Below are 23,233 nucleotides of genomic sequence, written 5' to 3' on the forward strand. Positions count from 1 at the left end.
GCACCCGCCCGCAACCACGGCCGTCGGGCGCGCGACGGGGGCCGCTCGGCGCGACGGCGCGGGCAGCCGTCGCCGGTCGCGGGCCCCGCGACTACCCTCGGGCCCAGCGAGACGTAGGTCACCCGAGGACGAGGAGTCACGGCATGAGCGAGGCATTGGCAAATCTGCTGAACGAGACGCGCCAGTTCCCCCCGCCGGCCGAACTCGCCGCGCACGCCAACGTCACCGCCGACGCGTACGCCGAGGCCGACGCCGACCGGCTCGCGTTCTGGGCGAAGCAGGCCGACCGGTTGGCCTGGTCGAAGAAGTGGGACGAGGTGCTCGACTGGTCGAACCCGCCGTTCGCGAAGTGGTTCGTCGGTGGGCAGCTCAACGTGGCGTACAACTGCCTGGACCGGCACGTCGAGGCGGGCCGCGGCGACAAGGTCGCGATCCACTGGGAGGGCGAGCCCGGCGACACCCGCACCATCACCTACGCCGAGCTGCACGAGCTGACCTGCCGCGCGGCGAACGCGCTGACCGACCTGGGCGTGACGGCCGGTGACCGGGTCGCGATCTACCTGCCGATGATTCCGGAGGCGGCGGTCGCGATGCTGGCCTGCGCCCGGATCGGCGCGGCGCACAGCGTGGTCTTCGGCGGCTTCTCCGCCGACTCGCTGAGCAACCGGATCCAGGACGCCAGTGCCAAGGTGGTGATCACCGCGGATGGCGGCTACCGGCGGGGCAAGCCGTCGGCGCTGAAGCCGACCGTGGACGAGGCGGTGGCGAACTGCCCGTCGATCGAGCACGTGCTGGTGGTCCGCCGTACCGGCGAGGAGGTGGCCTGGACGGACCGGGACCACTGGTGGCACGAGACGGTGGAGACGGCCTCGGCCGAGCACACGGCGCAGCCGTTCGACGCCGAGCACCCGCTGTTCATCCTCTACACCAGCGGCACCACGGCCCGGCCGAAGGGCATCCTGCACACCACCGGCGGCTACCTCACCCAGGCGTCGTACACCGCGCACGCGGTCTTCGACCTGAAGCCGGAGACGGACGTCTACTGGTGCACCGCCGACATCGGCTGGGTCACCGGGCACTCCTACATCGTGTACGGCCCGCTCTCCAACGGCGTCACCCAGGTGATGTACGAGGGCACCCCGGACACCCCGCACAAGGGCCGGTTCTGGGAGATCGTCGACCGGTACGGCGTGACGATCCTCTACACCGCTCCCACCCTGATCCGGACGATGATGAAGTGGGGCGAGGACATCCCCGCCGGCTTCGACCTGTCGTCGCTGCGACTGCTGGGCAGCGTCGGTGAGCCGATCAACCCGGAGGCGTGGATCTGGTACAGGCAGCACGTCGGCGGGGGCGAACTGCCCGTGGTGGACACCTGGTGGCAGACCGAGACCGGCGCCATGATGATCTCCCCGCTGCCCGGGGTGACCGCGGCCAAGCCCGGCTCGGCGATGGCCCCACTGCCGGGCATCGTGGCGGACGTGGTGGACGACCAGGGCCAGTCGGTGCCCAACGGCGGCGGCGGTTACCTGGTGCTGCGCGAGCCGTGGCCGTCGATGCTGCGCACCATCTGGGGCGACGACGACCGGTTCATCGAGACGTACTGGTCCCGGTTCGAGGGGATGTACTTCGCCGGTGACGGAGCGAAGAAGGACGACGACGGGCACATCTGGCTGCTCGGCCGGGTGGACGACGTGATGCTGGTGTCCGGGCACAACATCTCCACGACGGAGGTGGAGTCGGCGCTGGTGTCGCACCCGTCGGTGGCCGAGGCGGCGGTGGTGGGCGCGACGGACCCGACGACGGGTCAGGCGATCGTCGCGTTCGCGATCCCGCGGGGCAGCGCGGACGTGGCCGGCGAGGCGGGCGAGAAGCTGATCGCGGAGTTGCGCAACCACGTGGCCAAGGCACTCGGCCCGATCGCCAAGCCCCGGCAGATCATGCTCGTCCCGGAACTGCCGAAGACCCGCTCGGGCAAGATCATGCGCCGGCTGCTGCGGGACGTCGCGGAGAACCGGTCGCTGGGCGACGTGACCACTCTGCAGGACTCGTCCGTGATGGAGCTGATCTCGTCGGGGATGAGCGGTACGAAGTCCGACGAGGACTGACGACAGACGTACACACCGGAGGGTGGCGGCCCGCGCGGGCCGCCACCCTCCGTCATTTCCTACGGGTACGACGGGGACGGTGGGAGATTGCCGCCGGCGACGAGTCCACACGCCCGATCATGTTAATCGAACGGTGTCACTGCAATGCGTAACTGAGCGATCCAGCCTGGTCAGCGTCGCAGATGAAGCGCTGGGGTGTGACGGCAGAAAGCATTCTCAACAAAATCTTGCAACAAATCGACGCGTGCATCTTCCCACATGTCTCGGCAGTGTCTATGTTCACCATTGGTCCCACTAGTGGGATCGATCTGTCACCGGCCCGTACCCCCGTTGGGCCGGTTCCCTCACACCGGAGGTACCACGTGCGCAAAGTCGCAGTGGGTCTGCTCGGGCTGTCGCTGACGGCGACGGGGCTGCTGGCGGGCACGTCCGCCAGCGCGGCGCCCCAGCCCAAGGCGCCGACGGCAGCGCCGTCGGCGTCCGAGCCTGCCCTTGTGGAACACGATCTGCCCAACCCGCTGGAGGAGAAGCGGCGGGCGCTGCGCCAGGAGGGCCTCAACGAGGTCCTGACCGGCAAGGCCAAGGCAGAGCGGATCAACGGCAGCACGGTCGTCAAGGTCGGCAAGACCGCGACCAACGCCGCCGGCGAGAACACCCGTTCGGCGCGCAGCGCCGAGGCCAGCCGTACGGACCAGTACGTCGAGCTGGAGCGGCAGAAGACGGACCGGATCTTCGTCATCCTGGCGGAGTTCGGCAACCAGCGGCACCCGTCCTACCCGGACAAGGACATCGACCCGCTGACCCCGGGTCCGAACCGGTTCGACGGGCCGCTGCACAACGAGATCGACCAGCCGAACCGGGCGGTCGACAACTCGACGGTCTGGCAGCCGGACTACAACGCCGACCACTACCGGCAGCTGTACTTCGGCACCAACCCGGGCGACGAGTCGCTGAAGCAGTACTACGAGGCCCAGTCCTCGGGTCGCTACTCGGTCGAGGGCGAGGTCACCGACTGGGTCAAGGTCCAGTACAACGAGGCCCGCTACGGTCGGTCAAACGACAACCCGACCGACGCCAACGGCGACGACCCGGCTGTCTGCGCCCAGACCACCTGCCAGAACACCTGGGCGCTGGTCCGGGACGCCGCCAACCAGTGGGTGGCCGACCAGAAGGCCGCCGGCCGGACCGACGCACAGATCGCCGCCGACGTGAAGTCCTTCGACCAGTGGGACCGTTACGACGTCGACGGTGACGGCAACTTCAACGAGTCCGACGGCTACATCGACCACTTCCAGATCGTCCACTCCGGCGGCGACCAGGCCGACGGCGACCCCTACCAGGGCGAGGACGCGATCTGGAGCCACCGGTGGTACGCGTACGCCACCGACCAGGGCCAGACCGGTCCGCCGAACGCCCCTCTGGGCGGCACCCAGATCGGCACCACCGGGATCTGGATCGGCGACTACACCGTGCAGCCGGAGAACGGCGGCCGGAGCGTCTTCTACCACGAGTACGGCCACGACCTCGGTCTGCCGGACGACTACAACACCGGCACCAGCGGTGACAACAGTAACGAGCACTGGACCCTGATGGCCCAGAGCCGGGTCAGCGCCAAGAACGACGCTGGCATCGGCGAGCGCGGTGCCGACCTCGGTGCCTGGAACAAGCTCCAGCTGGGCTGGCTGGACCACGAGACGGTCGTGCCGGACAAGCAGGACCCGGTCACCCTCGACCTCGGCCCGTCGGAGTACAACACCGACAAGGCGCAGGCCGCCGTTGTCGTACTGCCCCCACGGGAGTACTCCTTCAACAACGGCAAGCCGGCGGAGGGCACCAAGCAGTACTTCTCCGGCAACGACGACGACCTCAACACCACGATGACCCGGACGTTCGACTTCACCGGGAAGTCCACCGCCTCGCTGTCGATGAAGGCTCGCTACAACATCGAGACCGACTACGACTACGTGTACTTCGAGGCGTCCCTTGACGGTGGCAGCACCTGGGCTCAGCTGCCGTTCCTGGTCAACGGCACGCCGAAGACGGACGGCAACGGTCGTAACGCCCTCGACGGCGACAGCGACACCAACGGCGACGGCGAGCCCGACTGGGTCGACCTGACCGTGCCGATGGACGTGGCCGCGGGCAAGGTCGTGCAGTTCCGCTTCCACTACATCACCGACGGCGGTGTCTCCGCGGGTGGCTTCTTCGGCGACGCCATCACGGTGACCGCGGACGGCCAGACCGTCCTCGCCGACGGTGCCGAGACGGGCGCCAACGGCTGGACGTTCGCCGGTGCCGACGGCTTCCGCATCGAGGCCGAGACGTACACCAAGAAGTTCGAGAACTTCTACGTCGTGGCCAACCGCTCGTACGTCTCGTACGACAAGTACCTGAAGACCGGTCCGTACTTCTTCGGGTACCAGAACACCCGCCCGGACTACGTGGACCACTACGCGTACCAGGAGGGTGTGCTGATCACCTACCTGAACAGCAGGTGGGCGGACAACAACACCATGCCGTACGACAAGGACCTGAACCCCGGTGGTCACCCGGGTGAGGGCCGTAACCTGAACATCGACTCCCGCCCGAGGCCGTCGTACAACCTCACCGGCAACGCGTGGCGAGCTCGTGTCCAGGTCTACGACGCTCCGTTCAGCCTCAAGAAGGCCGACTCGTTCACCCTCCACGTGAACAGCCAGCCGCAGTACGTCCGCGGCCAGGCCGCTGCTCCGCTGTTCGACGACAGCAAGCAGTACTGGTACCCGGAGCTGCCGAACCACGGCGTCAAGGTCCCGAACAACGGGATCAAGATCCGGGTTCTGGATCAGAACGGGACGTCCGCGAAGGTCCGCATCTCCTGACCTCCGGGTCAGCGCACCAGCACCACCGCGATGCCCGGGCAGGCCAACTGCCCGGGCATCGCCCCGTTTCGAGGGGCCGGTGGGGAACCGAACCGTCCGGCACCGAGTCAGACTCACGTGAACCGACGATCCGCCGCCATGACCCGTCATCTCCCGCCGGCAGGGCCGATGCCGCCGGCAGTGCCGATGCCGCTGGCTCTGTTGATGGCGCTGGCACTGCTGATGCCGCTGGCCGGCTGTGCCCGAGAGAACGGAGACATCGTGGCCGAGGACCGCACCCCACCTGCCGCCGACTCACCCGTGAGCCGGGCCCCCTCCGAGCCGGCTGATCCGGCCGCCAGCCCGAGCGGTGCGCCGGTCCCCTCGGCTGACCGACCCACCCCGCTGTCCCGGATCCTGTCGCCGAAGCCGCGAATCCCCACCCTGCCCAAGGAGCCCACCGACAACCGCCCGACGGACGTGATCGCCGGACGGATCACCCGGGGCGGCACCGGACCCTGCTACGGCCTGACCACTCTCGACGGCATCGAGTACGCGCTGCACGGCACCGCTGCCGGCGAACTGGCCACGGGCAGCTTCGTCACCCTGCGGGTGGCACCACCCACCTCACCTGTCGACTGCGGCCCCGGCATCGCGCGCTCCATCGTCACGCCCTGACCCACCCGCCATCCTCCGATCGCGACGTGTTCCTGGCCGCGTGCATATCGCCGCTCGGCAAGCAACGCCGGTACGGTCGATTGACGGCAGTCGTTGGCTCCGGCGAGGCTTGCGGATGCCGGGTCGCGGCTCGGAGTTCCACGCGGGCCGCTGTCGATTCTGTGAACGCACCCGGGCACGACGACGCAGCGGCCACGGGGGTAGTCCAGTTGTCACGTCAATTCCTGTCCGTCGTTCCCGAGCATCCCGTACCGGCCCTGGGGCCGGGTGGCACTCCGGTATCGCCGGTGGAGGTGAGACGCCTGCTCGCTGCCAGCCAGCAGCAACTGCTGGTCACTCAGCGCCGGATCATCGAGCACCACGTGCTCCTCGAACGTCTCGAACGCGGCCACGTCACCGATTGGGACGGCGCGTCGGTCGGAGTGGAGCCCGTCAGCGACCCGGACGAACTCCGGCGCATGGCGCGCGATCTGGTGGCCGAGGCCGGGGAGGGGTGCCGCAGCATCCACGCCGAGCTCGACGTCCTCGCCCGGGTCAACGGTGAGCTGCCCGTGCGCCCGCCGTCCGGGCGCACCCTCTGCGCCCGGACGCTACTCGAGGATCACAGCTACCGCGAGGTCGCCGAGCATTCGGGGGCGCGACTGCGGGTGCTGCCTGCGGCTCCGTTGTCGCTGCTGCTGGCCAACGGACGGGCTCTGCTGCCGGCGCGCGGGCCGGATCACGAGCAGCACGGGTTGCTGATCCGCCACCCGGCCCTGATCGAACTGCTGATCCACTGGTTCGACGCGCTCTGGCGCCAGGCGCTGCCCCTGCGAACGGGCCCACGACCGATGACCGACGGGCCGTCCGACCTGCAACTCCAGATCCTCCGGCTGGCCGCCCTCGGGATGAAGGACGAGTCGATAGCGCGCAGCCTGGGTCGCAGCACCCGCTGGGTGCGCCGGCAGTTCGAGATCCTGGAGGAGCGGCTGGGAGCGACCAACCGGATCACCCTCGGGATCGCCGCTGTCCGGCGCAGCTGGATCTGATCTTGCAGGTTGCGGACTGCGTGCCGCTTCGCCCTGGTGGTCCGCAGACCCTGATCAAATAATCGACCCAAGCCGATGGGAGTTCCATCGGTGGGTCGCCTCGCAGCGGCCACACGGGGGAAGGACCGCATTGAACAGACGAGAACTGGGTCGAACGGCTACCGCATTCCTCGCGGCGATCACCGTCGGCGCCACCGTCACCACCGCCCCGAGGCCGGCAGCCGCCGTGCCGCCGGGCTTCGACCACGTCGTCTACTGGAACAACGTACTGCTGGACGCCTACCGGGCCACCGACCTGCCGCCGACGGTGTTGAGCCGGGCGGGCGCCATGATGCACCTGGCCATGTACGACACCGCCGTGTCGCTCGGCACAGCCGGCGCCCCCTACATCGCCACGGTCGCCAAGATCCCGAACTACAACTACGACCGAGACTGGAACCTGGACGCCGCTGCGGTCCGGGTTCTGCGCGCCGTGTTCCCCGGCCTCAACTTCGATGCGGCCTACTCCGGTTCGCGTGTGTACCCGCCGATCGGCAACCCCGGCCCGGAGGGTTACAGCACCAGCGTGGGCGACGGTGCCGCACAGAACATCATCAGCGCCCGCGCCAACGACGGTTCCACCAACAACGCGCCGTACACGGCCAGCATCACCGCCGGGCAGTGGCGGCCGACCGGCTCGGGCGCGGCGGCCAGCCCCAACTGGGGTTCGGTGAAACCGTTCGCGCTCACGTCCGGCTCGCAGTTCCGCCCACCGCTGCCGGGCGGCTTCTCGACCGTCGGCGCGATGCTGAGCAGCCCTCAGTACGCGACCCAGGTCAACGACGTGCGGAGGAAGGGTTCGGCCAACGCCTCGCCCACCGACCGGACCACCGACCAGACCCGGTTGGCGTTCTTCTGGGCCAACGACGCCGGCGGCACCTACAAGCCGCCGGGTCAGCTCTTCGCGCACACCCAGGTCGTGGCGGCACAGCGGCCCACCGAGACGGTTCGGCTCTTCGCCCTGGTGGCGATGGCGCTGGCGGACGCCGCCATCGCGGGCTGGGACGCCAAATACAACACCAGTATCGACCTGTGGCGCCCGGAAACGGCTATCGCTGAGCCGCAGAGCGACGGCAACGCGGCCACCACCCCCGACCCGGCCTGGCGGCCGCTCTCTGTCAACCGCAACGGCGTCCGCTTCTCCCCACCCTTTCCCGCGTACGTGTCCGGGCACGCCATCTTCGCTGGCGCCTGGGCCGGAGTCATGAAGCGGTACTACGGCACCGACGCGGTCAGCTTCACCGGCGGCACCGACGACCCCAACGCCGCCGGGGTCACCCGCTCGTTCAGCAGCTTCAGCGCGGCTGCCACCGAGAACGCGGCCAGCCGGATCTACCTGGGCGTGCACTACCAGTGGGACGCCGACGCCGGCATGAGCACCGGTGACGCGGTCGCCAACCGCGTCTTCGGCAACTACCTGAAGTAGCGGGACAACGGCCCGGGGGCCGGAGGAGCGACATCTCCGGCCCCCGGGCCGCCGCCCGGCTCCGCCCTGTCGCCGCCGCCCACGCGGCCACCGAAACGGCACTGCCGGGCGGTTCGGGTCGCGGACCGGCTCGCACGGGCGGTCCGCCCACGGGCAGGTCCTAGGCTGTCAGCCATGACCGACCAGCGCGGCGGAGCCGTCGACGAGTCCTGCGTCCTCACCGAGGGGCCGTGGACGCACCGATTCGTCGGCGCCAACGGCACCCGGTTCCACGTGGTCGAGGCCGGCACCGGGCCGATGGTGCTCTTCCTGCACGGCTTTCCCGAGCACTGGTGGGCGTGGCACGAGATGCTGCCGGCGGTCGCCGACGCCGGCTTCCGCGCGGTCGCCGTCGACCTGCGCGGTTACGGCGCCAGCGACAAACCACCCCGGGGGTACGACGGCTACACGCTCGCCGCGGACATGGCCGGACTGATCCGCGCACTCGGCGAACGGTCGGCGACGCTGGTTGGTAGCGGCGTCGGCGGCATGGTCGCCTGGACGGTTGCCTCGTTCCACCCGTCCCTGGTCCGGCGGCTGGTGGTGCTGGGAGCCCCACACCCGCTGCGGCTCCGTGCCGGCATCTTCGCCGACCCACGCGGACAGTTCGCCGCCTCCACCCCCGCGCTGAAGTTCCAGCTCCCCCGCTACGAACACGTGCTGACCCGGGACGGCGCCGCGGCGGTGGGGGAGATCCTGCGCCGCTGGGGCGGGCCGCGCTGGGTGACCGGGCCGGCCTTCGAGGCGTACGCGCAGCGGTGCAGAGAGGCGATGGGCATCCCGCAGGCCGCCTTCTGCGCGCTGGAGGGATACCGGTGGGCGTTCCGCTCGCTGCTGCGGCTGCACGGCTACCGTTTCGTCCGGCTGATGCAGAAGCCGCTGGCCACTCCGACCCTTCAACTGCACGGCGCGCTGGACGTCGCAGCCCTGCCGCGTACCGCACTGGGCTCCGGCCGGTACGTCGTCGCACCCTACGAGTGGCGGCTGCTCGACGGGGTCGGGCACTTTCCGCATCTGGAGGCCCCGGAACTGGTGCTCGGCGAGATCCTGCGGTGGGCCAAGTCCTGAGCGCTCCTCAGACCCGCTGCTCCCGCAGGTCGGTGACCTCGGCGGTCGGCGCCCAACCCTGGTAGACACCGAAGTCGAACACCTCCAGCCGCATGGCCTCGGCGACCGGCCAGCGACCACCGGTGTACTCCACCCGCAGCCAGGCATCGTGCTCGCCGAGGACGATGAACGGCTGCCCCTGCCAGGTGCAGGTGGTTCGCACGTACGCCAGGTCCTCGATGTCGCTGACCGGCAGCACCCGCACGTACCGGCCGGAGCGGACCTCCTCGAAGCCCTCGGCAGGCTCCGGCTGGTACAGCCGGATGTCATCGCCGTCCGGGCTGGCCTGGTATTCCCGGCCCTGCCACCGGGCCACGTAGCCGTCGCGCATCACGCCTCACCGACCTGTCGCCACGACACCGTGTCCGTGTCGAGCACCGCGACCACCCGCTCGGTGCCGTCCACGCCGATCCGCCAGAGCTGCGCACCGTGCGGCAACCGGGCGCTGTCCACCTTGAACTCGGCCACCACGTCGCTGCTCTCGCCAGGAGCGAAGCCGTTGCCGCGGAACGGCGGGCGCTCGATGACCCAGCCCTCCATGGCCCGCATCGCCGGCTCGTTCTGACCGCCGTACGGAATCCGGTAGAGGCTCGGCCGGTGCGCCGGCCACCGCAGCACGTAGATCTCCTCGGCGTCCCGGGCGAACGGCGAATCCGGGTAGCTGAGCCCGAGCGCCTCGTGCAACTGACCGGGCGTGGTCAGGTGGGCCAACTCACCGGCCCGGTGCACGAACCCGGAGACCCGGTCGTACCCCCGCTCCAGGTAGTAGGCGAGCTGGCTGGGCGCGATCGCCTTCTGCATGACGGTCGGTCGGGCCGGGTCGACCGCGGCCGGAGCATACCGGGGGCGGGCGGCGGGCTCCGCCACGACCAGCGGCTCCTCCGGGTCCACCTCCAGGTCGTCGCCGAGCCCCACCTCCGCGGCCCAGTTGGCCAGGGCGACGATCTGCTCGCCGGGCAGCTTGGCACCGACCGGGGTACCCGGGTTGACGGCGAACGACCAGTCCTCGTCCGGCCAGCGGCGGATCAGTTGGGCGAACTTCACCCCGACCGTGTCGACGTCGCCTTCGGCGTGGTCCGCGAGGCGCTCCGGGGAGGTGTAGACCACGACGTACGTCTCGTCGTCCAACTGGGCGGTGCGCCAGACGAAGCCCGGGTCGCCGGGGCGGCTGCCCCGCACCGAGTCCGGGGCGGCCGGCAGCAGGACCCGGGCCAACAGCAGCGTGGACAGGAAAGTGTCCGTGCTGCCGGCGCCGGCCGCGTTGAGCAGGTCCTCCTCGACCGTGTTGGCGGGCAGGAACTCGACCGGCACCGGATCGGCACCACTGGCGACCGCGTTGTCGTCGGCACCGGGATGCTCCGGCTCGGCGTCGTCGTCCGGCCGAGGTCGCGGCGCCGGCCTCGTGACACCGCCGCCATCGGGTGCGCCGCCGGCCCGATCCGCGCCGTTCAGGCCGACCGGCGGCTGGGCGCCGTCGGCGCGATCCGCGTTGAGCCGGTCGTCGACGCGTACGGCACCTAAGTCACCGTCCGCCGGGCCGCCGCGCACGCCGGCCTCGGCCGGGCCGCCACGCACGCCGGTCTCGGCCGGGCCGCCACGCACGCCGGCCTCGGCCGGGCCGAAGGGCGCCGGTTCGGTGAGGTCGCGGGACTCGATGATGGTGCCCTCGATGACGATGGGCGTGAAGCCGCGGCGCGGCGCGGGCGGGCCGGAGACCGGTTCGGCGATGGACGGGGGCAGCTCCTCCAACGGCTCGAACCGGCCCGGTTCGACCGGTTGGCCGCGCGGAATCGCCTGGGTCTCGTCCGCCGAGAGGTCGGACGGCCCGAGCCGGGTCAGCGGCGGTTCAGCGGTGGGCCAACCCGGCATCCGGAAGGCACGGGTGGGCTCGTCCGCCAGCGGATCGGGCCCTCGGGGTGGCAGGGGCTGGGTGGCTTCGGTGTCCGGTGCGGGCGTTCGGACCCGCCGCGACGCACCCGGGTCGGCAGCCGGCGGCCGGAGGGGACGGGTGGCGTCCGCATCCGGCATGGGAAAGGCCCGGGTCGCGCCCTCGCCGAGCGGCCCGTCGGCCGGGCGGCGGCGCGGGAAGGGTTGGCCGCCGCGGGCGAACCGGGACGGCGGCACCGCGCGGTCACCGGACCGGCCGCCGCCCGCATTCAGGCCGGATGCCCGGTCCCTGCCGGACGCCGGTTCGAAGAAGGATCGTCGGCCGCTCTCGGCGCTGCCGTTGTCGGCGGGCGGGCCCTCGGTGCCGGCACCCGGTCGACTCGCGGGCGGCCAGCCCGCCGCACCGGCACCGGGCTGGTCGGCGGGGGTGACGCGGGGGCGCTCGGCAGGCGTCAGCGGCGTGAACCGGGACGCGACCGGCCGGCCCCCGCCGGGTACGGGATCGCCGGGCCTGCCGGGTCGGGTAGGACCGGTCGGGTACCGCTGACCGGCGGCGGGCACGTCCTCGCCGTCGGCGCTGCGGGACAGGTCACCGGGGCCGGGCACCCGAGGTGACGTGCCCGGTGCCGCCGCACCGGACACCCGCGGGGCCGGGCCACGCGGCAGCGAGGACGGCCCGGACGGGGTCGCCGGGTCGAATCCGGGCGACGTCGACCCGGGAACGGCAGCCGGCCCCGTGCTGGCGGGGACGTCGCGGCCGGACGCACCGGGTCGGGTGCGGGACAGGGTCTCGGCTCGCTCCAGGCGGGCGCGGGCACCCATGGAACGGCCGGGCAGCCGGACGTCGCCCCGGGAGAGCTGTGAGACGAACCAGGGCGGCAGGTAGCCCTCGACGGGTAACCCCGGGTTGACCGCCAGCCACCATTCCTGGTTGGGCCAGCCGACAGCGAGGTCGGAGAACGGGACCCGTCGGTTGCTGCCGGGGTGGTCGCCGAGGCAGGCCCGCAGCGCGGCGGCGGAGGTGAAGGCCAGCACGTGGGTGCGGCCGCCGGTGGTCCACGTGCCCCAGCCGGACGGTGCCTGACCGGGCAGCGCCGGCGCGGCGACCGGCAACAGCAGGTCGGTCCGGGAAAGGAGCCGGAAGTAGAGCTCCTGGTCGTTGGCGCGCAGCGCGTCCCGCATCGCCACCTCGGCCTCCGTGGCCGGCTCCCATTCGGTCACGGCCACCTCTCCTTCCGAGAACAGGCCACAGGTATCGCGTACAACCTACAAGGTGGTACCAAGATCACAATGGCTGGCCGGCGGCGGTCCGCCCCGGTGCCGGCGAGGCGATAACATCCCGTTCCGGAGCCGACACGATACGGAGGCCGTCGATGTCCCGGTCGTTTGCGCGCCCGATCCTCGCAGGTCTGACGGCCACACTGCTCACCGGCACGGCAGCCCCGGCGGTCGCCGGGACTGTCGCGCTCCGGGCGGCGCCGGCCTGCGCGAGCCCGCTCGCCCCCGTCCGGCCGGTCACGGCCCTGCCGTGGGCGCAGCAGCGGTACGACCCGGCGCGGCTCGCGCCACTGGCCACCGGTGCCGGTGTGACGGTGGCGGTGGTCGACTCCGGGGTCGACCGGGTGCACCCGCAGCTGACCGGGCACGTGCTGGCCGGCACCGATCTGCTCGACCCGGGCGGGGACGGCACGCGGGACTGCGCCGGCCACGGCACCGGTGTGGCGAGCATCATCGCGGCGGCGCCCCGACCGGGCGTCGCCTTCCACGGCCTGGCACCGGATGCCCGGATTCTGCCGGTGCGGGTGAGTGAGCAGCAGGTGGTACAGGGGCGGGAGTCGGGGCGTACGGTCAGCGCCGCCGAGTTCGCCCGGGCCATCCGCTGGGCCGTCGACCATGACGCCGAGGTGGTGAACCTCTCCGTCGTGCTGTACGCCGACGACGCGGCGGTGCACGCCGCCGTGCGGTACGCGGTCGACCACAACGTGGTGCTGGTGGCCGCCGCCGGCAACCTGCACGACAACGGGGATCCGCGCCCGTTTCCCGCCGCCTACGACGGGGTGCTCGGGGTGGGTGCGATCGGGGCGGACGGCGGGCGGGCGGCCTTCTCGCAGACCGGCGCGTACGTCGACCTGGTCGCTCCGGGCAGCGAGGTGCTGGCCGCCGCGCCGGGTCAGGGCCACCAGAAGGTCGAGGGAACCAGCTACGCGGCGCCGTTCGTGGCCGCCACCGCGGCGCTCCTGCGCGAGTATCGGCCAGAGTTGACCGCTGCCCAGGTGGCTGAACGCATCGTCGACACCGCCGATCCGGCACCCGGCACAGGGCAGGGCGGCGGGTACGGCGCCGGCGTGCTGAACCCCTACCGAGCGGTCACCGAGACCGGCAATGGTCGCCGACCGGCCAGCCCACGGCCGGTCGGTGCCCTCGCCGACGCTCGGGCCGACCCGGCGCTCGTAGCCCGCCAGACTCGGCGGGCGACAGCCCGGGACCGGGCACTGCTGGTCGGTGCGGCGATCGGCACGACTGTGGTTGCCGTGGTGCTGCTCGCCCTGGTGCTGCCCCGCGGTGCGCGCCGGCGGTGGCGCCCGGCCGACCCGGTCTGACCCGGCCGGCCCTCCGGCCCGCTCCCCGACCAGGCGCGGCCGGGGCGCCGACCCGGACACGGTCAGCGCTCCCGGCCCAGGGGATTCACTGGAACAGCCCGGTGTTCTTCTTTTCGGTGTCCAGATAGTCGGTGGCGGAGTCGTTAACCGCCAGCCTGATGTCGCGCAGCATCGACTGGAGGTCCTGTGAGGCGGAGCGCCACCGCGCCTGGCGCTGTTCATAGGACTCCCGGGCCTCACCCGTCCAGCTCGCCACCAGCGGCGCTGCGTCCCGTTCGAGTTGGCCGAGCTGCGAGTCGAGCGTGTTCAGCGCCTTCTGGATGTCCGTGCCGGCCTGTGAAAGCGCGGCGAAGTTGACGACCAGCACACCGTGGTCCATCGGATCTTCCCTCCCGATTGGGATCAGAGCGGCAGTTGGATGCCGCCGCGGTTGGTGCCGGCCACCCGGCTGGCCGCCTCGTCGTCCGAGACGTCGTACTGCCGGCCGGCGGTGCGGATCGCGCCGGCGGTCTCCCGCAGCGCCCGGTGCAGCGCCGCCTGGTCCTGCGACCACTGCTGCTTGACCTGCTCGAACGACCGCCCGCCGGCACCACGCCAGGCCTGCTGCAACACCTCCAGCTCGGTCAACAGGCCGGTCAGCATGGACTGCAACGACTGGTCCACCTGCTCGAACTTCGCGGCGGTCTGTTGCATGACCGCGGCTTCTGCCTGGGTCTGGGACACCCGGACGTCACCTCGTCTCCTCGATCGGAACTGGCCGTCGACGCGCCCGTCCTGAGAGCGCGCCGCTCGCGTCGCCCGACCGTCGAGCCCGACCGTCGAGCCCGGTGGACGCGGATCAGCGAGCACTTCGTGGCTGACGGTAGCGGCCCGGTAGCGGTTCTGCTACCCCACTCACCTCCCCTGTGGACAACCACGGCACCCATCGGTCGCTTACGATGTGCCGCAGCCGCGTCGCGGCGCGTGACGGGCCGCCGGAGCGGCCGGCGTCCGACCCGGTCCACACTGGTCGAGGAGGCGCGATGCCGGCTGTGACCACCGGAGCACCGCAGCCGTCGACCGCCCGCGGGCCGGGTGTCGTTTCCCCGGTGAGCGGGCCGGACGGGCTCGCCGACACCGGCACGGGCCTTGCCACGTCCCAGGCACCGCCGCCCCGCACCCGCTGGGCAACGCTCGGCCGGCACGTGGGCCTCGGGATGCGCGCCGGTCAACTTGTCGCCGGGCAGGTCGCGGTGGCGCTCGTCCTCGCCTCCCTGGGTCGGGGAGCGCCGGTCACCGTCGCGGTCGCGCTGGCGGCTGTTCTGCTGGTGGCGACCGCCTGGGTCCGGGTCCGGGGCCGGTGGCTGTTCGAGTGGCTGGGCACCGCCGCGGGGCACCTGACGCGTCGCCGCGCGTTGCACGTGCCGGTCGGCCCGACCGCGCTGCTGGAGCTGGTCGCCCCGGGTGCCGTGGTCCGATCGACCGAGCTGCCCGGCGGGCCGGCCGCAGTGTTGGAGGACACCACCGGCCTGGTGGCGCTGCTGGAGCTCGGCGACCCCGGTGACCTGCTCGGCGACGTGTCCCGGGCGATCCCGGCGCCGTCGGCGCTGCTGCCCCCGCCCGGGCCGGACGCACCGCCGTTGCGGATCCAACTGCTGCTCGCCGGGACGCCGGCGCCGGTGCCGGCGGCGGGCGGGACTGTCGGCACGTCGTACCGGCAGCTCACCGACGGGCGTCTCGCCGGGCGGGAGCGGGCTGTGGTGGCGGTGCGGGTGCTACGGGTGGACGGCTGGTCGGAGGAGGACCTGCGGCGGGTGCTTGCCGGCACCGTACGCCGGATCGTCCGCCGGCTCGGGCCGCTGACCGCGCGGCCGCTCGGCGTACCCGCGGCGCTGCGCGTCCTCGGCGAGCTGGCCCACCACGAGGGCCAGCCGGTACGGGAGTCCTGGCCCCTGCTGAGGTCCGGGGCACTGCTGCAGGCAACCTTCCGCCTGGTCCAGTGGCCGGACGCCGGGAGCGCAGGCGCACGGCGGCTGGTGGCACGGCTGCTCGCCCTGCCGGCGACCGCGACGACGGTGTCACTCTGCGCTGGCCCCTTCTCGGCCGGTGGGGTGCCGACCGAGCTGACCGTACGCCTGGCCGCCGGGACGGCGACGGAGCTGACCGCGGCCGCCGAGGCCCTGGAACGGCTGGTGGCCGGCCTGGGCGGGGCCGTACGCCGGCTCGACGGTGCGCACCTCGACGGGCTGGCGGGCACCCTGCCGCTCGCGCTCGCGGCCCAGGGGGCCCAGCCCCGGCCGGCGGTGGACGGCTGGGAGCTGACCCTGGGTGAGGCCGGAATGCTGGTCGGCACGAACCGGCACGGCGGTGCGGTCACCGTGCGGCTGTTCCGACCCGAGAGCACCCGCCTGCTGCTGGTCGGCGGGGTGCGCGTCGCCCAGTTGCTGGCGCTGCGCGCGATGGCGCTGGGCGCTCTCGTGGTGGTGCAGACCGCGCGCCCGCGCGCCTGGGAGCCGTTCGTCCGGGGGGTGGGCGCGCCCGGCGGAACGATTCCACTGATCCCGCCGGGTCGACCGGTAGCCGACGGGGTGGGCACCGCGCTGCGCCCGTTGCTGCTGGTGGTCGACGCCGGGCCGGTGCCGGCCGAGGCTGGGCCGGGAGCACCGTGGCGTTCCACTCTCGTGGTCCGGGACGAGCTGACCCCGGCGGACGCGGACACGCTGAGCCGGGCCGACCTGGCGGTGCTGCAACCGCTGGACGCCGCCGAGGCCGCGTTGGCCGGCGCCGCGCTGGGTCTGGGTGGCTCGGCCGAGTGGTTGACCCGGATCCGGGACGACATGGTGGCCGTGGTGAATCGGCGGGCGTTGCGCTGGGCGCTGCTCTCCCCCACTCCGATCGAGTCGCAGTTGATCGGACGCCCGGCCCGCGGCTGAGCCGTTTCGGTGGTCACGTGGCGGGTTACGCCGGTGGCCCGTCCGTGGCACGATCCCCGCCATGGGTTTTCTGAAAGGGCTGCTGATTCGGCTGGCCTCCACGGCGCTGGCCTTCTGGCTGGCCACACTGCTCATTCCCGGCATCACTCTGGACACGACCTCCGCCGTCAAGACGGTCACCACGCTGATCCTGGTGGCGGCGATCTTCGGCGTGGTCAACGCGGTGCTCCAGCCGATCATCAAGACCGTCGGCTGTGGCTTCTACCTGCTGACCCTGGGTCTCATCGCGCTCGTGGTCAACGGCCTGCTGTTCCTGCTCACCAGTTGGATCGCCGACCAGGCCGGGCTGGGGTTCTCGGTCGACGGCTTCTGGCCCGCGGCCGTACTGGGCGCCCTGTTCGTGAGCATCGTGACCTGGATCCTCGGCGCGGTTCTCGACCGGGACTGACCGGCGACCGACCAGCACCGACCCGGCCCGCCCGGGGCCCCGGCCGCGACCGGAGCCCCGGGCGGTGCGGTGACCAGAATGCGGGAATTGGCCGGCGCGCAGGCCACTCGGGTCGGCTAGCGTCGCCGACGTGTTCTCGCTGAGCCGCGCCGACGGCCACCTGATCAGCACCGATCCCGCTCGGCTCGACCTGGACCGGGTGCACCACTGGCTGTCCACCGACGCGTACTGGGCGCTGGGACGGGACCGGGCGACGGTCACCCGGGCGTTCGCCGGCTCGCTGCCGTTCGGCGTCTACCGACCCGACGGCCACCAGGTCGCGGTGGCCCGGGCGGTCACCGACGGCGCGACCTTCGCCTGGCTCTGCGACGTCTACGTGGCCCGCCCCGCCCGGGGCAACGGGTTGGGCGGCTGGCTCGCCGGCGCGATCCGTGACCACCTGGCCGAGCTGGGCGTACGCCGGATCCTGCTGGCCACCAACGACGCGCACGGGGTGTACGCCCGGATCGGGTTCACGCCCCTGGACGCCCCGGAGCGGTGGATGCAGCTCGATCGGCGGCCTCCGGTGACGCCGATCACCGGAAAGGAACAAGACGGCAGTTGACCCCTTACGGTGAGGGTGTGACGTCACTCCGCCTGGGATACCTCTACGGCCTCGGCGCGTACCTGCTCTGGGGTTTCTTTCCGCTCTACCTCAAGCTGCTGCGACCAGCCGGCCCACTGGAGATCCTGGCCCACCGGATCGTCTGGTCGGTCGTCTTCGTGGCCCTTCTGTTGGCCGCGCTGCGCAACATCGGTTTCCTGCGGGCGCTGCTGCGAAGGCCCTGGACGGTGGCCGGGATCGTCGCCGCCGCCGCGCTGATCGCGGTCAACTGGGGGACCTACATCTACGGGGTCAACTCCGACCGGGTGGTGGAGACGGCGCTCGGCTACTTCATCAACCCGCTGGTGGTGGTGCTGCTCGGGGTGACGGTGCTGCGGGAGCGGTTGCGCCCGGCGCAGTGGGTGGCGTTGGGCATCGGCGCGTCGGCGGTGGCGGTGCTCGCCGTGGACTACGGCCGGCTGCCCTGGCTGGCACTGACCCTGGCCTTCAGCTTCGCCGGCTACGGCCTGGTCAAGAAGCGACTCGGGCTGCCTCCCGCGGAGGGGCTGTTCGTCGAGTCGGCGGTGCTGGCGCTGCCCGCGCTGGGCTACCTGGCCTGGCTGACCCGCCGCGCCGAATCGACCTTCGGGCACGTCTCGGCCGGCCACACCGCGCTGCTGGTGCTGGCCGGCGCGGCCACCGCGATCCCGCTGCTGCTCTTCGCCGGAGCCGCCAACCGGCTGCCGCTGTCCAGTCTCGGCATGATCCAGTATCTGGCGCCGATCCTCCAGCTCGGCTGCGGCGTGCTGATCTTCCACGAGCCGATGCCACCGGCCCGCCTCGCCGGTTTCGCCCTGGTATGGCTGGCACTGATCGTCTTCACCGCCGACGCCATCCGCCAGTCCCACCGCACCCGCACCGCCACCCAGGCCCAGGCCCTGGAACCCGTCCCCACCTCCTGAGCCGGAGCTCGGGGTCAGGGGACCGCGTAGGAGAGGATGGGGGTGCCGTCGGCTCGCTGGAGCTCCACGCTGACCAGCTCGGCGTCGGTGAAGCGGGTGGCGCCGGTGACGCGGAGGTCGTCCCCGGGCGCGGCGAGCCAGGAGCCGATCTGTTCGGTGGTGCCGTTCGCGCCGCGTGCCACCAGCCGGAACGTGTAGGCCTTGCCGTAGCCGGTTCGCGGGTCGTACCCGCAGCGCATCGTCACCTCGGTGCCCCACTTGGTGCCCTCCAGCCCCAGCTCGGCGTGCACCGGCCCGGCGTCGGCCACCGGCCGCATGGCGACCATCGACACCTGTGGGCCCGGAGTCCCCGGGCCGGAACCGCCTGGCGTGTCGCGCAGCACCGCAGCCGCACCGACACCGACCACCAGCGCCAGCGCGGCGGCAGCCAGCGTGGTCACCACGTACCGCTGGCGGGTCGCCGAGCGCTCGCGGCGCCGCCGCTTGCCGGCCTCCTCGATCAGCGCGGGCGCCCGGGGCGGGGTTGGTGGTGGGAGGAACTGCTCCAACCCCGACGGGTCGAGGCGGCCGAGCAGGCCGGGCAGGACGGCGATCTCGGCGACCGCGTCGCGGCAGGAGGCGCAGCCGGCGAGGTGCCGCTCGTACGCCGCCCGCTCGGCGGGAGCCAGCGCACCCAGCACGTACGCGCCATCGTCGTGCGCGAACTCGCACCGGGTCATCCCGTCACTCCCATCTCAGCCAGGACCAACCGTAGTGACCGCAGCGCGTAGTGGGTGCGGGACTTCACCGTTCCCGGTGGCACACCCAGCCGGGATGCCGCCTCGGCCACCGACCGCCCCTGGTAGAAGCACTCGACCAGCACCTCCCGGTGGGTCGGACTGAGCCTGTTCAGCGCCTCGGCGACCGTCCACGCCTCGACGGCGCGCTCGGCCTCGTCGACCACCTCCGGCGGTTCGGGTAGCTCGTCGGTGAACACCTCGCCGACCCGGGTGGATCGGCGCCGCCAGGCGTCGATGGCCAGGTGGCGGGCGGTGGTGAAGAGCCAGGCCCGCACCGAGCCGCGACGCGGGTCGAGCGACTCCGGGTGTCGCCAGGCCCGCAGCAGCGTCTCCTGCACCAGGTCCTCGGCCCGCTGCCGGTCCCCGTTGACCAACCGCAGGGCGTGTGCGTACAGCGCCTCAGCGTGCTCGTCGTGCAGCGCGCGCAGCAGTTGGGCGTCATGGTCGCTGATGGCGGTCTCCTCACTTCCGGCGCGCGTCCGGCGGTGCGTCCGCCCAAAAGTACGTCTGGTCAGGCCGATCGGTTCAGCACGAGCTCAGACCGGCTGCTCGCCGACGGGCGACGGCCCACTTGTTCACGCCTGGTTCACATCGCGGCCGACGACCGCTCACCGCGTCCTCCTAGCGTCCGGCACGTACGCCCGACGATGCCTGACCCAGCCGTGCCACCGACCTTCCAGGAGGCCTCTCCCATGAGCGATCGCCCCCGGCTGCTCCCGCTCCTGGGTGCCAACCGCCACGGCACCCGTGACGCCATGACCTGTCTCTACCGCTGTGGAAACGCCTGCGACCACCCGGTCCCGAACACCTCCGACAACGCGTACTTCGGAGACGTCGTCGACGCGGAGGTCTCCCGGCGCGGCGTGGTCCGGGCCGGCGCGGTCGGCGCGCTGGTGCTCGGTTTCGGTGGCGCCGCGGCCGGTGCGCTGGCTGGCGCCGCGCCGGCCGTGGCGGCCCCCGCCGCACCGGCACTCCCGGACGTCCCGGAGGCGTTCGGCTTCGGGCGCCCCACCACCGGCGTCGGCAGCGGCAAGCTGAGCTTCAAGCCGATCCCGCCGAACAAGCTGGACACCCTGGTCGTGCCCAACGGGTACGACCACGCCGTGGTGATCAAGTGGGGTGACCCGGTGGTGCCGGGCGCGCCCGAGTTCGACGTGCACTCCCAGACCGCCGCGGCGCAGTCCCGGCAGTTCGGCTACAACAACGACTTCGTCGGTGTGCTGCCGCTGGACAAGCGGGGCAGGCGGGCGCTGCTCGTGGTCAACCACGAGTACACCAACGAGGACCTGATGTTCCCGGGCTTCCCGGGCCTGGACGGGCTGTCGGTGGAGCAGCTGCGCACCGCGATGGCCGCGCACGGCATGTCCGTGGTCGAGCTGGAGCGGGTCGCCGGCACCGGGCAGTGGCAGCCGGTCGACCACGGTCGGCGGCCGTACAACCGGCGGGTCACCGCGCTGGGCACGAAGTTCGACCTGACCGGGCCGGCCGCCGGATCGGCGTGGCTGAGGACCGCCGCCGACCCGAAGGGCCGTACGGTCGTCGGAACGCTGAACAACTGCTCCGGTGGCGTGACCCCGTGGGGCACCGTGCTCTCCGGCGAGGAGAACTTCAACCAGTACTTCGTCGGTGCCGACGGCGCCCCGGCCGAGCTGAAGCCGAGGCTGGACCGGTACGGGATCAGCACCGCCGCGCGCTACCCGAGTGGCAGCCGCAAGTGGGAGCGCGCCGACGAGCGTTTCGATCTGGCGAAGCACCCGAACGAGGCGCACCGGTTCGGTTGGATCGTCGAGATCGACCCGTTCGACCCGGAGAGCCGCCCGCGCAAGCACACCGCGATGGGCCGCTTCAAGCACGAGGGCGCCAACGTCATCGTCGCCAGGGACGGACACGTGGTCGCGTACATGGGCGACGACGAGCGGTTCGACTACCTCTACAAGTTCGTGTCGGACCAGAAGTTCCTGAAGGGCAACTCCTGGGCCGCCCGCAAGCACAACCTGACGCTGTTGGAGTCCGGCACGCTCTATGTCGCGCAGCTCGACCAGACCAGCGCCGGTGAGATCGACGGCTCGGGCAAGCTTCCCGCCGACGGCGCGTTCAACGGCCGCGGCCGTTGGATCAAGCTGGTCAGCGGCAACCGTTCGTTCGTCGACGGGATGACCGCCGCGGACGTGCTCACCTTCACCCGGCTGGCCGGTGACAAGGTCGGGGCGACCAAGATGGACCGCCCGGAGGACGTCGAGCCGAGCCTGCTCACCGGCAAGGTGTACGTGGCGTTGACGAACAACACCAACCGGGGCGTCGCCAGCTTCCCGAAGCCGGACGAGGCCAACCCGCGGATCGCCAACAAGCACGGGCAGATCCTGGAACTCGTCGAGGACCGCGGCGACAACACCGCCGAGAGCTTCGCCTGGTCGCTGCCGATCGTCTGCGGCGACCCGACCGACCCGTCGACCTTCTTCGCCGGGTACGACAAGACGAAGGTCTCCCCGATCTCCTGCCCGGACAACGTCGCCTTCGACGCCACCGGCAACCTGTGGATCTCTACGGACGGCAACGCGCTGGGCAGCAACGACGGCCTCTTCGCCACCGCCGTGGAGGGCCCGGAGCGCGGTCACCTCAAGCAGTTCCTGACCGTGCCGCTCGGTGCCGAGACCTGCGGCCCGTTCATCACCGGGGACAACCGCTCGGTCTTCGTCGCCGTGCAGCACCCGGGTGAGATCACCGGCGCGTCGGTGGAGAACCCGGCCTCCAACTGGCCGGACGGCGACTTCGCCAAGCCGGGCGTGGTGGTCACCTGGCGTCTCGACGGCGGCCCGGTGGGCAGCTGACGTTCCTTTCGGCGGTCCGGCCCCGGAGGCCCTCTCCCAGCCCGGGAGAGGGCCTCCGGGCGTCGCGGGTCAGTGGTCGGCGGCGATGCCGTCGGCGACGGCGCGGGCGACCGTGAGCAGCTTGGCCCGGACCACCCTGGCGGAGGTCATCATCTCGCCGGCCGGCAGCGCGCAGGCCAGCACGACCCGCCGTTCCATGTCCTTGTCCGGTGTGACCAGCACCGCCGCGCAGGCGACCCCCTGGCGGAACTGGCCCATCTCCATCTGCATCCCGCGCCGGTCGCCGGCGGCCAGGTCGGCTTCGAACGACTCGGTGCTGGTCAGGGTGGAGGTGGTGAACGGGCGCATGCCGTATTCGCGCAGGTAGCGGAAGCGTTGTTCGGCGGTGAGGGTGGCGAGCAGCGACTTGCCGAGGGCGGTGGCGTGCGCCCCCTCGTCGAAGCCGGGGACCAGATCCTCCAGGTAGGGCGAGCGGTGCCCCTCGGCGACCGCCGTGAGGGCCACCTGACCGCCCACGAAGCGACCGAGGTAGTGGCTGAAGCCGGTGTCGGCGGCGGCCCTGCGCAGGGTCTCACCGACCGCCGGCGGGCCACGGAAGGCGGTGACCAACTCACGGTAGCGGTCGGCCACCTCCAACCCCACGATGTACGTGCCGTCCTCCCGACGGATCACGTAGCCCTCGTAGGCGAGTGTGCGGACGAGGTGGTACGTGGTGGCGACGGTCAGCTCGCACCGCCGGGCGATCTGCTTGACGGTCAGGCCCTTCGGGGCGCGACCGACCGACTCCAGGACCCGTAACGCTCGGGACACGCTTCGGATCAGGTCCGAAGGTTCTGCCAAGGGGTCGCGCACAACCACCTCCGCCGCCGGGGACTTACACCATATGAAATACAGGCCGGGTGCGATATGCCTGTTCGGGTCGAGGATGCCAGATCACGGCCCACGCCTTGTGCCCCGTCGGTCACACGG

19 protein-coding genes are annotated in these 23,233 nt (G+C 71.8%); 12 read left to right on the top strand and 7 right to left on the bottom strand.

The window, feature by feature from the left end; all coding sequences use genetic code 11:
• Positions 1-143 precede the first annotated feature (143 nt).
• The 6 genes from acs (at position 144) to ACLJN9_RS07045 (ending at position 9,226) form a co-directional block, all read left to right on the top strand.
• Positions 144-2,108 carry an acetate--CoA ligase gene (gene acs / locus ACLJN9_RS07020; protein ID WP_410810279.1) on the top strand — a complete coding sequence of 655 codons (1,965 nt, stop codon included), beginning with the start codon at positions 144-146 and terminating at the stop codon, positions 2,106-2,108.
• A gap of 377 nt (positions 2,109-2,485) precedes the next feature.
• Positions 2,486-4,969: an immune inhibitor A domain-containing protein gene (locus ACLJN9_RS07025; RefSeq protein ID WP_410810789.1), complete on the top strand. Its 2,484-nt coding sequence runs from the start codon at positions 2,486-2,488 to the stop codon at positions 4,967-4,969.
• A gap of 138 nt (positions 4,970-5,107) precedes the next feature.
• Positions 5,108-5,626, top strand: coding sequence for a hypothetical protein (locus ACLJN9_RS07030; protein ID WP_410810280.1), 519 nt, complete (start codon positions 5,108-5,110; stop codon positions 5,624-5,626).
• Positions 5,627-5,913: 287 nt separating this feature from the next.
• Positions 5,914-6,654, top strand: coding sequence for a helix-turn-helix transcriptional regulator (locus ACLJN9_RS07035; protein ID WP_410810281.1), 741 nt, complete (start codon positions 5,914-5,916; stop codon positions 6,652-6,654).
• 130 nt (positions 6,655-6,784) lie between these two features.
• On the top strand, positions 6,785-8,119 hold the full coding sequence (locus ACLJN9_RS07040) for a vanadium-dependent haloperoxidase (RefSeq protein WP_410810282.1): 1,335 nt from the start codon (positions 6,785-6,787) through the stop codon (positions 8,117-8,119).
• Positions 8,120-8,293: 174 nt separating this feature from the next.
• Entirely contained in the window at positions 8,294-9,226 is a 933-nt protein-coding gene (locus ACLJN9_RS07045; protein WP_410810283.1) for an alpha/beta fold hydrolase, read from the top strand.
• Positions 9,227-9,233: 7 nt separating this feature from the next.
• On the opposite strand, the gene ACLJN9_RS07050 is transcribed toward ACLJN9_RS07045, so the two are convergent.
• Both ACLJN9_RS07050 and ACLJN9_RS07055 read right to left on the bottom strand, forming a co-directional pair.
• On the bottom strand, positions 9,234-9,599 hold the full coding sequence (locus ACLJN9_RS07050; protein ID WP_410810284.1) for a hypothetical protein: 366 nt from the start codon (positions 9,597-9,599) through the stop codon (positions 9,234-9,236).
• Complete coding sequence (locus tag ACLJN9_RS07055) at positions 9,596-12,373, bottom strand: SseB family protein (protein WP_410810285.1); 2,778 nt, start codon at positions 12,371-12,373, stop codon at positions 9,596-9,598. Before ACLJN9_RS07055 ends, ACLJN9_RS07050 begins: the two co-directional genes overlap by 4 nt.
• A 152-nt stretch (positions 12,374-12,525) precedes the next feature.
• On the opposite strand from ACLJN9_RS07055, the gene mycP reads away from it, so the two are divergent.
• Positions 12,526-13,752 (top strand): type VII secretion-associated serine protease mycosin, encoded by a 1,227-nt coding sequence (mycP, locus tag ACLJN9_RS07060; RefSeq protein WP_410810286.1) that lies wholly within the window; start codon positions 12,526-12,528, stop codon positions 13,750-13,752.
• Between the two features lie 85 nt (positions 13,753-13,837).
• Here mycP and ACLJN9_RS07065 read toward each other — a convergent pair whose 3' ends face one another.
• On the bottom strand, positions 13,838-14,131 hold the full coding sequence (locus ACLJN9_RS07065; protein ID WP_410810287.1) for a WXG100 family type VII secretion target: 294 nt from the start codon (positions 14,129-14,131) through the stop codon (positions 13,838-13,840).
• A gap of 23 nt (positions 14,132-14,154) precedes the next feature.
• Complete coding sequence (locus tag ACLJN9_RS07070; protein WP_410810288.1) at positions 14,155-14,475, bottom strand: WXG100 family type VII secretion target; 321 nt, start codon at positions 14,473-14,475, stop codon at positions 14,155-14,157.
• A gap of 299 nt (positions 14,476-14,774) precedes the next feature.
• Here ACLJN9_RS07070 and eccE point away from each other — a divergent pair, with 299 nt between their 5' ends.
• From eccE to rarD, 4 genes are all read left to right on the top strand, one after another.
• Positions 14,775-16,664 (top strand): type VII secretion protein EccE, encoded by a 1,890-nt coding sequence (eccE, locus tag ACLJN9_RS07075; protein WP_410810289.1) that lies wholly within the window; start codon positions 14,775-14,777, stop codon positions 16,662-16,664.
• A 61-nt stretch (positions 16,665-16,725) separates the two neighbouring features.
• Complete coding sequence (locus ACLJN9_RS07080) at positions 16,726-17,112, top strand: phage holin family protein (RefSeq protein ID WP_410810290.1); 387 nt, start codon at positions 16,726-16,728, stop codon at positions 17,110-17,112.
• 130 nt (positions 17,113-17,242) lie between these two features.
• Positions 17,243-17,716, top strand: a complete 474-nt coding sequence (locus ACLJN9_RS07085) for a GNAT family N-acetyltransferase (RefSeq protein WP_410810291.1) — start codon at positions 17,243-17,245, stop codon at positions 17,714-17,716.
• A 17-nt stretch (positions 17,717-17,733) separates the two neighbouring features.
• On the top strand, positions 17,734-18,657 hold the full coding sequence (gene rarD, locus ACLJN9_RS07090) for an EamA family transporter RarD (protein WP_410810292.1): 924 nt from the start codon (positions 17,734-17,736) through the stop codon (positions 18,655-18,657).
• 14 nt (positions 18,658-18,671) lie between these two features.
• On the opposite strand, the gene ACLJN9_RS07095 is transcribed toward rarD, so the two are convergent.
• A complete protein-coding gene (locus tag ACLJN9_RS07095; RefSeq protein ID WP_410810293.1) occupies positions 18,672-19,376 on the bottom strand; it encodes an anti-sigma factor family protein in 705 nt (234 codons plus the stop codon).
• Entirely contained in the window at positions 19,373-19,888 is a 516-nt protein-coding gene (locus ACLJN9_RS07100) for a sigma-70 family RNA polymerase sigma factor (RefSeq protein WP_410810790.1), read from the bottom strand. Before ACLJN9_RS07100 ends, ACLJN9_RS07095 begins: the two co-directional genes overlap by 4 nt.
• A gap of 240 nt (positions 19,889-20,128) precedes the next feature.
• Between ACLJN9_RS07100 and ACLJN9_RS07105 the strand changes: the two genes are divergently transcribed.
• Positions 20,129-22,264, top strand: coding sequence for a PhoX family protein (locus ACLJN9_RS07105; RefSeq protein ID WP_410810294.1), 2,136 nt, complete (start codon positions 20,129-20,131; stop codon positions 22,262-22,264).
• A gap of 69 nt (positions 22,265-22,333) precedes the next feature.
• Here ACLJN9_RS07105 and ACLJN9_RS07110 read toward each other — a convergent pair whose 3' ends face one another.
• Positions 22,334-23,116: an IclR family transcriptional regulator gene (locus ACLJN9_RS07110; RefSeq protein WP_410810295.1), complete on the bottom strand. Its 783-nt coding sequence runs from the start codon at positions 23,114-23,116 to the stop codon at positions 22,334-22,336.
• Between the last annotated feature and the right edge of the window lie 117 nt (positions 23,117-23,233).

Origin of the sequence: Micromonospora sp. 067-2 (genome assembly GCF_046549295.1) — a bacterium.
Taxonomy (GTDB): domain Bacteria; phylum Actinomycetota; class Actinomycetes; order Mycobacteriales; family Micromonosporaceae; genus Micromonospora.